The following is a 15,967-nucleotide window of genomic DNA, read 5'->3' as shown; positions in this document are numbered from 1 at the left end:
CAGAATTAATTCAAAATTGAGCCGTATTATTACAGACTGTAATATATAAACGGCCACGCCGTTTTAAAAAAAAATGATGCCCCGCAGCGCACATATTGCCATAAATTCTTAAATTTAGTGGGCATATGCACTGTCATGGGGCGCTAAGAAAATGGCATCATGAAAATTTTAATCATAGAAGACGAACAGGATATCGCTCAAAGCATACAGAGCTATTTCAAGGACAATGGCGTAAAATGCGAAACGGCGCACAATTATGCGCAGGCCGTCCATAAGATCGACAATTACGATTACGACTGCATACTGCTTGACCTGGGCCTTCCCGACGGGGACGGTTTTGACATCCTTAGGGAGCTGCGAAGCAAGGACAAGACCGACGGGGTGATAATCATATCGGCAAAAGAGACCCTGGAGACAAGGCTGGAAAGCTTCAGCCTGGGCGCCGACGACTACCTTACCAAACCCTTCCATCTTGCCGAACTGCTGGTAAGGATGCAGGCGCTGGTGCGGCGCAGGAACTTCAGGGGAAGCAACAGCGTGGTGTTTCAGGAGATCAGGATCGAAGTGTTCACCAAAACAGTGCTGGTCAATGACCGAAAACTCGAACTGACCAGAAAGGAGCTCAACCTTCTGCTGTTCCTGATCGGCAACAATGACAAGGTCCTGTCAAAGGCCGCCATCGCCGAACATCTTTCCGGCGATATGGCCGATATGCTAGACAGCCATGATTTCATATACGCACACATCAAAAACCTCAAAAAGAAACTCGCCAAAGCAGGTTCGGGAGACTATATTAAAACCGTTTACGGCGAAGGATACAAATGGGAAAAATGAATCGTAAAAAACTATTGGGCAAAACCACGAGGGATTTTCTCGTGCTTGCCGCCGTGATCCTTTTAATCTGTGCTCCGATATTCTACTTTGTGAGCCAGTGGCTTTTCATCTACGAAACCGAAGAGGTGCTCGTGCAGCATAAAAATGCATTCATTAACCAGTCCAGCCGCAATTTCACTCCCGAAGACATTAAGACCTGGAACAGGTACAACCTGCATTTCACCATTATGCCCGATATGGGCGTAAAAAAAGATTCCATAGTCGGCACCATGATCGAAGACTCCACAGCTGAGGAAAAAGAGCCTTTCCGCATCATTTACGCCCCAGTGGAAATTGCCGGCAGAAAATACACCTACACCGAAAAGATCCACCTGCTGGAAATGGAAAGGATGGTGTTCACCATAGCTGGCATGTTCACCTTTATCCTTCTGGTGCTTTTTATCGGCATTGTATGGCTCTCCAAGAAAACGGCATCCAAACGATGGAAGCCCTTCTATGACACTCTGGACCAGATCCATGAGTTTGAGATCGACAAGAACAAGCCCCCCCATTTCCTGGAGACCGACATCGACGAATTTGAACGCCTGAACAGAAGCCTTGAGGCGCTGATCGAAAAAAATACGGCCATCTACAAAAGCCAGCGCGAGTTTGTGGAAAATGCGGCCCATGAGCTCCAGACGCCCCTCGCGCTGTTCCAGAACAAGATCGACACCCTTTTCCAGATGCGGCTCGACAAGGACCAGACTCGGGTGCTGGGCGCCTTGAGCAGGGATGTGGCAAAACTCAACAGGCTCAACAAAAATCTGCTGCTGCTCTCCAAAATAGAGCATGAGATCTATCTGGAAAAAACCTGCATCTCGGTCAATGAGCATATAGAAAAACATCTGGACTTCTTTACCGAGCAGGCCGGCCAGAAATGGGTCGCCATTAATGTGCAGCTGTCCGAAAAGCTTGAAATAGAAGCCAACCCTGTCCTTGCCGAAATCCTGATCAACAACCTGGTGCTTAACGCCATCCGCCATAACCGCACCGAGGGAAATATCATAATCAGGATCCTGGACCGCGAGCTGATGATCCTCAACACCGGTACGGTCGAACCGCTTCCCATCGAGAAGCTCTTCGGACGTTTCTTCAGCGGCGGCACCTCGGCAAACGGCAGCGGGCTGGGTCTGGCCATTATCAGAAAGATAACCGAGATAAGCGGCTGGAAGATCTCCTACTCCTATCATAACGATTTCCACTGCTTCAGCGTAAAGTTCTAGGCCGGGCATCCTGCCGCTCTGCTTTTTTTATGCACAATCGGTTAATATTTCTTAATAAAAACCAAAAATTCAGAATGACTACAACATTGCAATGTAAACTTTGCTGAGTTATTATTGAGTTATGGGTAAATTGTCTATCAGAACCGGCAGATACGCACTGCTGGTTCATTTTATTGCATGGTTTCTGCTGTTTTCGCAGCTGCTGCGCATCATCCTTTTTATCTGGCAGCATGGCCAGGTCTCGCAAAGCATTTTTGATGTCATCCGCACGCTCCTTACAGGGCTTTTTTTTGATATCGGAACCATCGCACTGATTTCTTATCCTGCCGTTCTCTACTATACCGTATTTGCGGGACGATGGACCGGCTCGCTGGCCGACAGGATCGTAATCTGGTTCTTTACGGCGCTGAATGTTTTTATACTGGTTTTCACCTTTCTGGCCGAAATCACCTTCTGGGAGGAATTCAGGACCCGCTTCAATTTCATTGCGGTGGACTACCTGATCTACACCTACGAGGTCATTGCCAATATACAGGAGTCCTATCCTCTGGCGCTTCTCGTGTCAGCTGTCGTGATAGTTACCGCACTTGTGCTTTTCGCCTTTTACAGATCAAGAGCCTTTGCCGCCGCATTCGCCCACAACGTGGACATAGTGAAGAGGGTTTCCATATTGCTGCTCTTCACGGCCGCGGCATCCTTTTATATCACTTTTATTTCTAGCAGCCAGGCCGAATGGTCGCCCAACCGCTACAATTCCGAAATTTCCAAATCGGGCATCTATGCCTTTTTTGCCGCTTTCCGCAATAACCAGATGAAGTATGAGCAGTTTTACACCTCCATCGGCAATGACCGCGCGTTCAGCATCGTCAAATCAAAACTGGCCGACAGCACGGTATCCTTTGCCACCACAGGCTACTCGATCCACCGCAGCATAAAGGACGCCCAGTCGCCGCTGCAGCGCAGCAACGTGGTCTTTATCCTCATGGAAAGCTTCAGTGCGGATTTTATGGCCGAATTCGGAAACAGGCAGAACCTGACCCCTTTCCTGGACAGCCTTGCCCAGAAGAGCGTCTTTTTCACCGGCATGTACGCCACCGGAACCAGAACCGTGCGCGGCATGGAGGCGCTGACACTGTGCATACCTCCAACCCCGGGACAGTCGATTGTCAAAAGGCCGGAAAACCAGGACCTCTACACCATCAGCAATGTCTTCAGGTCCAAAAACTATGACTGCAGCTTTTTTTACGGCGGCGACGGCTATTTCGACAACATGAACTCCTATTTCGGAGGCAACGGCTTCAGCATTTATGACCGCGGGCGCGGAAGCGTGCTCAGCGACCGCATCAGCACAGTGAGGCATAATATCGCAGACAGCGAGGTCACCTTTGAAAATGCATGGGGAATCTGCGATGAGGACATTTTCAATAAAATGATCAGCACTGCCGACCAGAAGCATAAGGAAGGAAAGCCGTTCCTGAATTTCGTGATGACCACCTCCAACCACAGGCCCTACACCTATCCTTCAGGCCGGATAGACATCCCGTCGGGAACGGGACGCGAGGGGGCTGTCAAGTATGCCGACTATGCCCTGAAAAGGCTCTTTGCCCTAGCGTCTAAAAAGCCCTGGTACAAGAATACCGTCTTCATTGTCGTTGCCGACCACTGCGCCAGCAGCGCAGGAAAGGATGAGATCGACATTGCCAACTACCATATCCCCGCCTTTATCGTCAATATGCCCGATACGGCCAGCCGCAAGGTGGATAAGCAGTGCTCGCAGATCGATCTCTGGCCTACCGTATTTTCGATGTTCAAATGGCACTACGAATCCGATTTCTTCGGCAGGGACATCCTTGAACCCGATTTCGAGCAGCGGGCATTTCTGGGGACATACCGCAAGCTCGCGCTCATGAAAGGCAGCCGGGTCATGATACTCTCCGACCAGAAGAAGCAGGCCTTCTACAGCTGGAAAAAATCAGACAACAGCCTCACGACCCTGCCGATGGACAGACCGTTTCTTGAAGAGACCATCGCATGGTACCAGACCGCTGATTACCTTTTTACAAACAAACTTTTAAAATAAGCAATGACCTACATACATTTCATCATAAACCCAGTCTCCGGCGGAGGGCGCCACAGCCTGCCCGATTTTTACATCAGGCAGTTCTTTCCCGCTGACCGGTATAAGATCAGCACTGATTACACCATGAGCAGAAAGCACGCCCTGATTCTCACCGAAAAAGCGCTCGAGCAGAATCCCGACATCATCGTGGCCTGCGGAGGCGACGGAACCATCAATGAGGTGGCTTCACGCCTTATCGGCACCGATGTGAAGCTGGGGATCATCCCTGTGGGGTCGGGAAACGGACTGGCATCGCATCTGAACATTCCGCGCGATATCGGAAAATCTCTTGAAATTATCAGGGAAGGAAGAAAATTGCGGATCGATGCCGGCAGGATCAACCAGCATTACTTTTTCAGCAACACCGGCATCGGAATTGACGCGATGATTGTAAAAAAGTATGAGAATTCGGGAAAAAGGATGCTTTTTGCCTATATCAAGGCTGCAGTTGCTGCTGCCTTTGAGTATAATGCGCAGCCCGCCATAATATATTTCGACGACAGGGTCATACCAATAAAGCCCTTTATGGTCTTTGTTTCCAATTCAAATGAAATGGGCTACAGCATGAGCCTTACCCCAGGCGCACTGCTGACGGATGGAAAACTGGATCTGGTTCTCATTCCCGAGCTTTCCTTTTTCGAAAAAATAGCCCTCGGATACCATATCCTGAACCGCTCGGTAAGCAGATTCAAGAAGGCCCAGCACCATCTGGTAAACAGCCTGCAGATTCAAATGCCGATGAAGATCTTCACCGATGCGCAGATCGACGGGGAGCATTATAAATTAAGGACCAACAGCTGCACAATTTCGGCAGAGCCGGCCGCACTCAGCGTGCTGGTCTGAAAGCTTAATTAAGCTTTTCCGGAACTGTCTTCCCTTCGGGGAAGGCTCTCCGGAAATACGAGCTGCCGCCCTTGATCTTATCAGTTCTATTTGGCAAGCCTTGAGCGGTCCGTCTCAAAATCCAGAAGGATCATTTTCTGGTCGTCCAGAAAAATCAGCACATCCAGAACGGCAGCCTGGTTATGCTTCTCCTCTTGTATCGGATCTGTCGGAAAAATTAAGCCCGAAAGCTCCTCCAGAGCAAAATCACGATCAGGATTGTCCCTTAGAATGGTAAGGATTACATTGGAAATATTGGCATACTTTTTCATATTCTGCTAATCATTTGGTTTAAATGCCCGGTTTATTTTTTTTATGGAATAAACCGCAGAACCTTCGAAAAAGCCTGCGGTTTTGAATTAACAATCGCCTTTTATATTTTTCTTATATATTTCATTTCGGGGATTCAGGAAGGCGTCCGGTGCCTTCATTGGTCAATTTCCCGTTGGCCTGCTCATGCGGCCTGTCCTGCACATGGTACAGGATGAAATGTCTTGCCCTGGCAAAAATTCCAAGAACAATCACAATTCCCAGAATTGCCAGTATGATCGTTTTTCCGATATTGACAGCCGAATACCTGTTCTTCTTTCTAACCGGCCTGCCCTTCTGTCCCCTCGATGTCTTCTGTATGTTGGGATAGTATTTCTTCTTTCGTTTTTTCATTTCGCATAAAATTCGATTCAATGCGCTATACCTGCAGATACGGCATTGCATTACCATGAACTGCCGGTAAAACTGCACGTTTGATATTTCTGCCTGTGTGGTTGCGGCAGGCATTTCTGATGGATATTACGATTGGATAAGGGCACAAAGAATCCCTGCCGTCTGAGCCAGATGATTATCCGGAAGCGGATATCATTTGGCCGGCAGCTAAACAGCAGCATTAAACCTTTTGGATTTAAGCCTTTAGAATCTTTGAATTATCCAATTTAGAATTTCATTTTCTGGATGCGCACCGCATTCAGAATCGCAATCAGCGATACGCCGACATCGGCAAATACGGCTTCCCACATCGTGGCCAGCCCGCCTGCTCCAAGAACGAGCACTACGCCCTTGACTACGAAAGCCAGGGTGATGTTCTGCCATACGATCTTCTTGGTCTGCCTGCCGATATTGATGGCCATGGGTATTTTTGAAGGCTTGTCGTCCTGTATCACGACATCGGCGGTTTCTATGGTCGCATCGCTTCCCAGCCCGCCCATTGCAATGCCCGCATCGCTGAGCGCAACCACAGGCGCATCGTTCACTCCGTCACCGACAAAGGCAACCGTTCCAGACTGCGCCTTGATCTCCTTCACTTTGTTTACCTTGTCTTCCGGCAGCAGGTCGCTGTAGGCATTGTCAATCCCCAGCTTGTCGGCTACAAACTTCACTACGCTTCCCTTGTCGCCGCTGAGCATTGTCGCTTTGATATTCATCTTGTGCAGCAGGTCTATGGTCAGCTGCGAGTCTTCCTTGATGCTGTCCGCTATCGTGATATACCCGACATATTTTTTGTCATAGCTAACCGCAATTGTCGTGTATACTATCGAAGCCGGATCGACATCATAAGAAATGCCGAACTTGTCCATAAGCTTGAAGTTCCCCGCAAGCAGCTCCTTTCCGCCGATTAATGCCTTCAGTCCGTGGCCCGCAATTTCCTCGGTGCTTTCCAGTTTTATCGAGCTGTCCACCTCACCCACGTATTCATGGATTGCCGTGGCAACAGGATGCGAGCTCTGGCTCTCCACCGCATTGACCATTTTCAGGATCTCATCCTTGTCAAACTCCGGCTTGAAGACAGTCTCCTGCACTTTGAAAACCCCTTCTGTCATCGTTCCGGTCTTGTCCATCACCACGTTCTGGATCGAGGCCATCACGTCAAGGAAATTGCTCCCTTTGAACAGTATCCCGTTGCGGCTGGCCGCACCGATTCCGCCGAAATAGCCCAGCGGTATGGAAATGACAAGAGCGCACGGACAGGAAATAACCAGAAAGACAAGAGCCCTGTAAAGCCAGCTGCTGAAATCATAATTGTCCACAAAGAAATAAGGCAGAAGGCAGATTCCGATAGCCAGAAAAACCACAATGGGCGTATAGATCTTGGCAAACCTGCGTATGAACAGTTCTGTCGGAGCCTTCTGCGAGGTCGCATTCTGTACAAGTTCCAGTATTCTGCTGAGCTTGCTGTCGGTAAAGGCCGCGGTGACTTTCACCTGTGCCGCCACGTTGAGATTGATCATTCCCGCCAGGACCGCCTCGCCTTTGGATTTGGTGTCCGGTTTGCTTTCCCCTGTAAGGGCCGCCGTATTGAATGAAGCGCTGTCGGTTAGAAGCTCCCCGTCAAGCCCAAGCTTTTCTCCTGGTTTCAGCTGGATGATATCCCCAATCTGGGCCTGTTCGGCTTTGATTGTTTTGGTCTTTCCGTCTGCGACGATGGTCACTTCATCGGGCCTCTGGTCCAGAAGGCTTTTGATGTTGCGCTGTGCCCTTGATACGGCAAGGGTCTGGAAAACTTCCCCTACGGCGTAAAAAAGCATTACCGCAACCCCTTCAGGATATTCCTTAATGATGAAGGCGCCGACTGTGGCTATGCTCATCAGAAGGAACTCGGAAAATATCTCCCCTTTGGTGATGCTTTTGAAGGCATCCCTGATAACCGGAAATCCGACGATCAGATAGGCCACCAGGTACCACACGAACCGCAGGGTGCCCGAAAACCACGGCAGCTTGATCCAGTTGTCAAAAGAAATGGCAAGAAGCAGCAGCACCAATGAAATTATCGAAGGAAGGAACATCTTAAACGCTCCGCCTTCGGCAGTGCTGTGGTTATGGCCGTCATCATCGGTGTGGGCATGGCTGTGCCCGTCGACGCTGCTGTGCGCATGGTTGTGGCCGTCATCGGGAGTGTGCCCCTTCAGAAGTTCCTTTGCGCCGGCCTGCACATACACCTTCTCGGTCTGCGTGCAGCAGATCTGTTTCCCGTTCTTATCGTATTTATGTTTGTGTTCCATGATATATAGTTTATAAGGTTAAAAAATTCGGCACCATTCTTCCTGAAGTGTCCCGGTGCCGATAAAAGGCAGTCCATTGGTTTAGTTAGTCCTTTTTTTACTCTTGATTAATCTATCGACCAGTCTTCTGTACCATGAAAAATGGTTCACGCTGAAAATCAGCAGTATGATGAGTGTCGCCGAAACGGCAATTACAAGCATATCCAGTGCTATGGCCATTCCAACCGCTGATGTGGTCCAAAGGCCCGCGGCGGTTGTAATGCCTTTGGGCAGGTTCCGCTGGTCCCTGAAAATTATCCCCGCCCCTATGAATCCCAGCCCGGTCGCAATGGCGGCAAGCATTCGGGCAACAGCCGATACATCTTCCGTAAGATGGGCCGCAATGGAAACAAACAGGCAGGAGGCCGCGCAGATGCATGCAAAAGTCCTCACGCCCGTATTCTGCTGTTCCCTTTCCCTTTCAAGCCCGATCAGGCCGCCCAGGGCAGCAGCCAGCAGCAGCTTGGCTGACATATAAAGTTCAACCCCGATATCCATTGGATTCCGATTTTTGGAAGAAAGCCCAATTGCTACATTTCATAATAAAGGATGTTCTTAGGTTTTACGGGAACATCCTTCGCGCCGGTCATCTCAAGGAGATTGATTTCAATGGTCTGCGCCAGCGAAGTCATCGGCGTATCCACAGGCGTGTTCTCAAAAGGATCCTGCATGATTATGGCAGTTGATTCAATCGCAATGAACAGCAGCGGAATCAGGATGGTAAGCAGCAGTTCAACCGCCAGCTGGGAATCCTCAAGCCCGAAGGGCAGTATGGCCGCAAAAACATAGATCAGCGTGTGCACCAGAAGGCTGTATGACTTTGGAAAGACCGTATTTTTGATCCGTTCGCACTTTCCCATGTGATCGCAGAGGCGAGATATGGTTTCATTGAGCTGCACGGTCTTGAAATCCGTTATGATCCCTTTCTGCTCCATTTCGGCAACGCTCTGCGAATGCCTGTCCAGCAGCGCATTGGGAATGTTCGTCCCGGTTATGTTATGGAACTTCAGATAGTCTTCCACCTTTGGGCTGAAGGGCTGGCGGCGCAGCGCTTCGCCAAGGGCATACACCCAGATGATCTGCCTTTCGGCAAACTGGTCTGCAATCTGGCTGTTTTCTTTGGATGCGAACTGCATTACCTGTCTGACAAGGGTGCGCGAATCGTTTACAATCGCACCCCAAACCATTCTGGCTTCCCACCATCTCTCATAGGACTGTGCCGTCCTGAAGGCCAGCAGCAGCGAGACTGCCGTTCCGACAAGGGCCGGAATGCTGAGCGGAAGGGATACTTTCCTGAAAACGGGAAGCATATCCAGCATGCCGATTGCAGCGGCAAAAATGACAATGAGAATAATCTGGGATCTTATTTCCCTCACAAAGTACAGCACTGATATTCTGCGGTTTAACAGCATAGCTTAAAATTAAAATTTTACAATTATCCTTTGTTCACAATTATCTGATTTGAATTATGATGCAGTGAGGCACTTCTCGCAGATTCCTTTGGCCAGAATCTGGATCTCGTCGATCCGCAGGCTGCCTGTCAGGCTTTCGGGAAGAATGATCTCCTCCCTGCAGGTGGTCTGCCCGCATTTTCTGCAGTAGAAATGCAGATGCCTGTCATTATGCTCTTCCTGCTCGCATGAATCTGCGCATAAGCGGTACCTGGCCTGGTTTTCATCCATGATCTTATGCACGAGGCCCTTTTCCAGAAAAGTCTGGAGAGTCCTGTAGATGGTCACCTTGTCGGCCTTATGGAAATATTTCTCGATATCGGCCAGAGACAGAGCCTCACTCAGCGTCTGCATGTACTCATAGATCAGGATACGCATCGTGGTCAGGCGTATGTTCTTGCTGTTAAAGGCTTCTTCCGTTGTTTTCTTCATATAATTTTTACATTAAAAATAAACCGGCAGCAAGGCCTATCGGCTGGGCAGTTACAGTAAATTTACGAAGCTTATTTTTAAATTCAGCATTCGGATCCACTTTTCAGCAGGCAGATACTTCATAATCGGCCCTGACTGCCGGCATTTTTTAAATTAATGCAGGTTTTCCCGTTCGAGACCATCAATTAAAGACCAAGGGGGAGGGTCTCCAATTATCCGGGTTAATCACAGGCAAACACACTCTGTCGAACAGGAACCTGCATTAAATCCTTCAATTTCTTAATGTTCGTGGCCTCCCGAATTGCTCAGTTTGGCATTTACAAAAAAGGTTCCTTTGGTCACAATCTGCGATCCGGCAGGTATTTCCTTAACCGGCGTAACTGCCGTATAGCCCACTTCTGAAACCCCTTTGGTGACCTCCACTTTTTCAAAATTCATGCTTGCCGCATCGATTTTCTTCTCCTCTTCGGCACTGTGCTTTTCCCCCTCGTCGGCGCCTCCCTCAGCTTCCGACTCCTCATGCTCCTCGGGTTTCTTGTCCGTTTTCACGAAAATGTAGAATTTACCGTCCGCCTCAGCAATGGCATCATTGGGAACTGCTGCTGTAAGTGCAGTGCCCACCCCTACAAGGGCAGTGATGTTCATTCCGTCGATAAGCCCGGTCTTGCTGCCCGTAACCGTACAGTGCACTGCAACGCTCTTGCTCTGGTTCTCAAAAGATGACCCTATATTGAACACCTTAGCCGTGTAGGAAACCGCCGGGTTATTGGTCAGGGTGAAGCTTACGCTCTGCCCCACCTTTACCTTGGGAAGATCCTTCTCGAAAACCTGAAGGTCAAGATGGATCAGCTGGTTGTCCACTATCTCCACAACAGGAGATGAAACGTCAACATAGCTTCCGATCTTCGCAAATTCCGCGCTTACCGTGCCGGTAACCGGACTTGTAACCGTTAATGCCGCTCTTAAATTCGAAGGGGTGATCCCTGCCGGATTGATCCCCATAAGCTGGATCTGCTTAGCCAGCGAAGCCTTGCGGGCGCGCAGCGCACTTACCTCGGCAGTGGCATTCTGAAGATTTTTTAAGGCTCCGGCATTGCCCGCCTGAAGGTCTTTCTGGCGCTGCAGCTCCTGCTCCGCATTGGTGATGCGGCTGTTGATGGTGATATACTCCTCCTGCTGCTGCACAAACTGCGGGTTCTCGATAGTGGCAATCACCTGGCCCTTGCGCACCTGGTCGCCCAGCTGCACTTTAAGAGTCTTGATCACGCCTCCGTACAGAGAGGTGGCATTGGCCTTGTTATTGTTGGGAACCCTTAACGCGCCGTTGACTTTAATGGCTGCGGTCAGGTTCTTGTTCTCGATAGTGCCCAGCTCAACCCCTACAGAGTTCATCTGCTCCTTGGTCAGCACCGCAATTGTGGCAGCTTCCTCCTCGCCGTGCTCCTCTTCTTTTGCTCCCTCGGCCTTTTCGGTTTTAGCTCCAGTTTCGCTTTCATTGCTTTTTTGTCCGCAGCCTGCAAGAGAGAAGATTGCAGCGGCCGCGATTAATAATTGGATTTTGAGTTTCATCTATGCTCTATATTTAAAATTATCCTGTGGGAAGAATGTGCCTGTCCCACAGGCTGTTATATTATTTATTTATTGTTGAAATAGTCAAACTGCACTGCAGAAAGGTTATACTGGTTCAATACATCAAGATAATTCTGGCGGATTCCCACTGCCTGGGTCAGAAACTGACCAAGCTCGGCAAAACTGATCTCCCCCGAGCGGTAGCTCAGTGTCGAAGCTTTGATGATGTCCTCTGCCTGCTTAAGCCCTGAAGTCTCATAGAAATTAAGCAGCGAAAGGTTTTTTTCAATCTCTGCCGCCGAAGAATTCTTCTGCGTAGCCAGAAGCTGGGTCTGGTAGGCAAGATTCTTTTCCTGCACTTCCTTTTCCGCCTTTGCCGCCTTTACCTTGTTATGGGCAGATACGGCTCCGAAAAGCGGAAATGATGCAGTGGCCGAAAATCCCGTATATGGATCATCCAGCCCATAAAGCCTCTGGCTGAAGACTCTTCCCGACAGCTCAGGCATGTTGCTGTTTCTGATTACCGAAATATTTGACGAGGCAATCTTCACATTCTGCTCCTGAAGGGTAAGCAGAGGATGCAGTCCCCCGCCCTCAGACAAGCTGACTTCCGCTTTGCCCAGCGGCGCTTCCACCGGAAGCAGCCATTCGTTCAGGTTCATGAGCATCATCAGCTGCTGCTGCTGCACGGTCATGTCTTTTCTGTTCTGGTCCGAAAAAGCTTTTAGTTCCAGAAGTTTGGCTTCGGCCGCAATCTTGTCCAGCTGCGCCACGTCACCGGCCTTAAGGCGAACCTCGGCAGTTTTGGAAAGCTGCGTATAGATGCTGTCCAGACGCTTGTACAGCAGCTGTTTGTCCTGAAGGTACCAGAGCTTGTAATAGGCAGTGCGCACATCCCTTTTGATCGTTGCGTTCAAAAGCGCTGTATTAAGCTGGCTGTACTGCAGCTGGTTCTTGAAATAGCTTTTTCTGGCTGCATATAGGCCCGGCCACGCAAAACTCTGTGAGATTCCGATTTTCAGAATCCCTGTCCTGTCCGACGGCCTCAAATCCTCATTCTCAGCGAAAACGCCTGTTTTAGGGATATCAACGGCCGTTTTTACATTCAGCCCGGCAGCCTGGATTTCAGATTTATTGATGTCCAGCTGCTGGTTGCTCTGCAGTGCGGTTTCGACAGCCCTCTCAATCGGGATTCTCTGCTGCGCATTTGCAGAGCCGAGACCCGCAATAAACAATACAATGATGGCGGTTGTGTTTCTCAATTTAAATTTTCCTTTAAAGTCAAACTTTGTATTAAAAATGATATAAAGTAAAGGCAGCACAAAAAGAGTCAGGAACGTGGCTGTTACCAGACCTCCGATTACAACGGTGGCAAGCGGTTTCTGAACCTCCGCTCCGGCACTGCTGCTGATGGCCATCGGCAGGAATCCCAGCGATGCCACCATAGCGGTCATAAGCACGGGACGAAGCCTAGTGATGGTGCCCTCTTTTACCCTTTCAAAAATGTTGCTCATACCCTCTTTTTCAAGCTGGTTGAATGTTCCGATAAGCACGATTCCATTCAGAACCGCCACCCCGAACAATGCAATAAACCCGATTCCGGCACTGATGCTGAACGGCATCCCTCTAAGCATTAGGGCAAAAATCCCCCCAATTGCACTCATAGGTATTGCAGTAAAGATCAGCATAGCCTGCTTAAATGAACGGAATGTGAAATAAAGCAGCCCAAAAATCAATAGAAGCGACACCGGCACCGCAATCATAAGCCTTGCGCTGGCCGCCTGAAGGTTCTCGAACTGTCCTCCATAGGTAAAGTAATACCCGGGAGGCAGCTGCACTTTTTCAGAAAGCTTTTTCTGGATGTCCTGCACTACGCTCTGCACATCTCGGCCCTTGACATTGAATCCGATCACAATCCTTCTCTTGCCGGCTTCCCTGCTGATCTGGGCAGGCCCTAGTTTATAGTCGATTTTAGCAACCTGCGACAAAGGCACCTGGACTCCCGTGTTGGTTGGAATCATAAGGTTGCTGACATCGTCTATGCTGCTTCTGTGCACGCTGTCAAGACGCACAACAAGGTCGAAACGTCTTTCGTTTTCATAAACCTGTCCGGTGCTTTTTCCTGCAAATGCGGTGCTGACAACGTCATTTACATCTTCGATGGTAAGACCGTAATTGGCAATTCTGGTCCTGTCATATTCTATATTGATCTGAGGAAGGCCGCTCACCCTTTCAATCTGCGGCGAGGTTGCTCCCGGGACGCTCTGGATAACCTGTCCGACCTCCTTGGCATACTGTGAAAGCGTATCGAGATTCTCCCCGAATATCTTTACGGCAACATCCTGCCTGATACCGGTCATAAGCTCGTTGAAACGCATCTGGATCGGCTGGTTCTTCTCAAAGAAAACCCCGGGAATCACTTCAAGCTTTTCCATTATCGCATCTGCTAGTTCGGCATAATTCCTGCCCGATTTCCATTCTTTCTGAGGTTTTAGGACAACCATCAGATCGGTAGCCTCAGGAGGCATCGGGTCTGTGGGAACCTCTGCAGCACCGGTTTTTCCGACCACCATTTTGACTTCGTCAAACTGCTTGATGATCCTGGAAGCCTGCATTGAGGTCTCGATGCTCTGGTTCAGCGAACTTCCCTGCGGCAGGATGCAGTGGAATGCATAATCCCCTTCCTGCAGCTGCGGGATGAACTCTCCTCCCATTCTTGTAAAGCAGAATATAGCGGCAAGGAATACAACGCCAGTTGCTCCAACAATAACATATTTAATTTCAATTACTTTGGCAAGCAGCGGCTGGTAGATATTCTGGATTCTGTTCATCATCTTATCGCTGAAAGTCTCCTTGTGCTGCGGCTTTTTAGACAAGAACAGCGCGCACATCATCGGGATGTAGGTCAGAGACAATATCAGGGCTCCAAAGATTGCGAATCCTACGGTCTGTGCCATCGGACGGAACATTTTCCCCTCAACGCCCACAAGGGTAAGAATCGGGATATATACAATTAAAATGATAATTTCTCCAAAGGCCGCGCTTGTACGTATTTTCGACGCCGACTCGAAAACTTCGTCGTCCATCTCCTCCTGCGTCAGGCTGTTCAGCGACTTGCGCATGGCCAGATGATGCAGCGTAGCTTCCACAACGATGACCGCACCGTCGACAATCAGACCAAAATCAATTGCTCCAAGCGACATCAGATTGGCGCTCACCCCGAATACATTCATAAGCCCCAGCGCAAAAAGCATGGCCAGAGGGATGGCAGATGCCACGATCAGTCCAGCTCGGAAATTTCCAAGGAATAAAACCAATACAAAAATTACGATCAGGGCTCCCTCAACAAGGTTCTTCTCAACGGTGCTGATCGCACGGCCCACAAGATCCGTACGGTCAAGATACGGCTCGATTACAATATCGGCAGGAAGCGATTTCTGGATCGTAGGCAGTTTCTCCTTGATGCGTTTCACCACCTCGTTGCTGTTTTCTCCCTTCAGCATCATCACAACGCCCCCAACGGCATCAACCTCCCCATTATAGGTCAGGGCTCCGTAGCGCACAGCTTTTCCGAATCTCACTTCGGCAACATCGCTCACATAGATCGGAGCGGCTCCTGTATTTTTAACCACGATCTTTTTGACGTCGTCCAAAGAAGTCACAAGACCTATGCCTCTGATAAAGTAGGCATTTGGTTTTTTATCGATATATGCTCCCCCGGTATTCTGGTTGTTTTTCTGAAGTGCCGTAAAGATGTCCGGGATGCTTACCCCCATGGCGCGGAGCCTTTCCGGGTTAACGGCAACCTCGTACTGCTTCAGCTCGCCGCCGAAACTGTTTACCTCTGCAATGCCGGGTGTTCCGTAGAGCTGTCTTGCCACAATCCAGTCCTGCATCGTGCGCAGGTCTTTGGCATTATACTTATTCTTGCTTCCTTTTTTAGGATGGATTATATACTGGTAAACCTCGCCCAGACCCGTGCTCACGGGAGCCATTTCCGGAGTTCCTATCCCTTGGGGGATTCTGTCGGTTGCCTCCTTTAATCTTTCGCTGATAAGCTGTCTGGCAAAGTAAATATCCGTTTCATCATCGAACACAACGGTAATTACCGAGAGCCCGAATCTTGATATGCTTCTGATTTCCTGGATTTTTGGAACAGTGGCAATGCTCTGCTCAATTGGAAATGTCACCAGCTGCTCCACCTCCTGGCCTGCAAGGGTAGGACAGCTTGTGAAAATCTGAACCTGATTGTTCGTGATGTCAGGAACGGCATCTATGGGCAGTTTGGTTGCGCTCCATGAGCCCCATAATATGAGGACCAAAGTCATTAAGCCAATAATGATTTTGTTTTTAATACTGAATTTAATTATACTATCTAACACTATG

At 49.3% G+C, this 15,967-nt stretch carries 12 protein-coding genes; 4 read left to right on the top strand and 8 right to left on the bottom strand.

Features of this window, described 5'->3' with window-relative positions; all coding sequences use genetic code 11:
* Positions 1-159 precede the first annotated feature (159 nt).
* From BOW57_RS05310 to BOW57_RS05295, 4 genes are all read left to right on the top strand, one after another.
* Positions 160-834, top strand: coding sequence for a response regulator transcription factor (locus BOW57_RS05310; protein WP_129022505.1), 675 nt, complete (start codon positions 160-162; stop codon positions 832-834).
* Entirely contained in the window at positions 831-2,096 is a 1,266-nt protein-coding gene (locus BOW57_RS05305; protein WP_241687388.1) for a HAMP domain-containing sensor histidine kinase, read from the top strand. The genes BOW57_RS05310 and BOW57_RS05305 overlap by 4 nt, the downstream gene beginning before the upstream one ends.
* Positions 2,097-2,217: 121 nt before the next feature.
* Positions 2,218-4,176, top strand: coding sequence for an LTA synthase family protein (locus BOW57_RS05300; RefSeq protein ID WP_129053281.1), 1,959 nt, complete (start codon positions 2,218-2,220; stop codon positions 4,174-4,176).
* Positions 4,177-4,179: 3 nt separating this feature from the next.
* On the top strand, positions 4,180-5,058 hold the full coding sequence (locus BOW57_RS05295) for a diacylglycerol kinase family protein (protein ID WP_129022508.1): 879 nt from the start codon (positions 4,180-4,182) through the stop codon (positions 5,056-5,058).
* An 86-nt stretch (positions 5,059-5,144) separates the two neighbouring features.
* Here BOW57_RS05295 and BOW57_RS05290 read toward each other — a convergent pair whose 3' ends face one another.
* The 8 genes from BOW57_RS05290 to BOW57_RS05255 form a co-directional block, all read right to left on the bottom strand.
* Positions 5,145-5,369, bottom strand: a complete 225-nt coding sequence (locus tag BOW57_RS05290; protein WP_041515732.1) for a hypothetical protein — start codon at positions 5,367-5,369, stop codon at positions 5,145-5,147.
* A 121-nt stretch (positions 5,370-5,490) separates the two neighbouring features.
* Entirely contained in the window at positions 5,491-5,760 is a 270-nt protein-coding gene (locus BOW57_RS05285) for a hypothetical protein (RefSeq protein WP_129053280.1), read from the bottom strand.
* A 266-nt stretch (positions 5,761-6,026) separates the two neighbouring features.
* Positions 6,027-8,090 (bottom strand): heavy metal translocating P-type ATPase, encoded by a 2,064-nt coding sequence (locus tag BOW57_RS05280; protein WP_129053279.1) that lies wholly within the window; start codon positions 8,088-8,090, stop codon positions 6,027-6,029.
* Between the two features lie 81 nt (positions 8,091-8,171).
* The gene (locus BOW57_RS05275) at positions 8,172-8,627 is read right to left on the bottom strand and encodes an MgtC/SapB family protein (protein WP_129022511.1); all 456 of its coding nucleotides are present in this window, start codon (positions 8,625-8,627) and stop codon (positions 8,172-8,174) included.
* A gap of 32 nt (positions 8,628-8,659) precedes the next feature.
* Complete coding sequence (locus BOW57_RS05270) at positions 8,660-9,541, bottom strand: bestrophin family protein (RefSeq protein WP_129053278.1); 882 nt, start codon at positions 9,539-9,541, stop codon at positions 8,660-8,662.
* Between the two features lie 54 nt (positions 9,542-9,595).
* Positions 9,596-10,012: a Fur family transcriptional regulator gene (locus BOW57_RS05265; RefSeq protein ID WP_084607884.1), complete on the bottom strand. Its 417-nt coding sequence runs from the start codon at positions 10,010-10,012 to the stop codon at positions 9,596-9,598.
* A gap of 279 nt (positions 10,013-10,291) precedes the next feature.
* The gene (locus tag BOW57_RS05260; protein WP_129053277.1) at positions 10,292-11,581 is read right to left on the bottom strand and encodes an efflux RND transporter periplasmic adaptor subunit; all 1,290 of its coding nucleotides are present in this window, start codon (positions 11,579-11,581) and stop codon (positions 10,292-10,294) included.
* A gap of 65 nt (positions 11,582-11,646) precedes the next feature.
* Positions 11,647-15,963, bottom strand: coding sequence for a CusA/CzcA family heavy metal efflux RND transporter (locus BOW57_RS05255; RefSeq protein WP_129053276.1), 4,317 nt, complete (start codon positions 15,961-15,963; stop codon positions 11,647-11,649).
* Positions 15,964-15,967 lie beyond the last annotated feature (4 nt).

Origin of the sequence: Flavobacterium sp. YO64 (assembly GCF_004119505.1) — a bacterium.
Lineage (GTDB): Bacteria > Bacteroidota > Bacteroidia > Flavobacteriales > Flavobacteriaceae > Flavobacterium > Flavobacterium oncorhynchi.
Note: the sequence above shows the minus strand (reverse complement) of the source record. Positions and strands in the feature narration are given on the sequence as shown.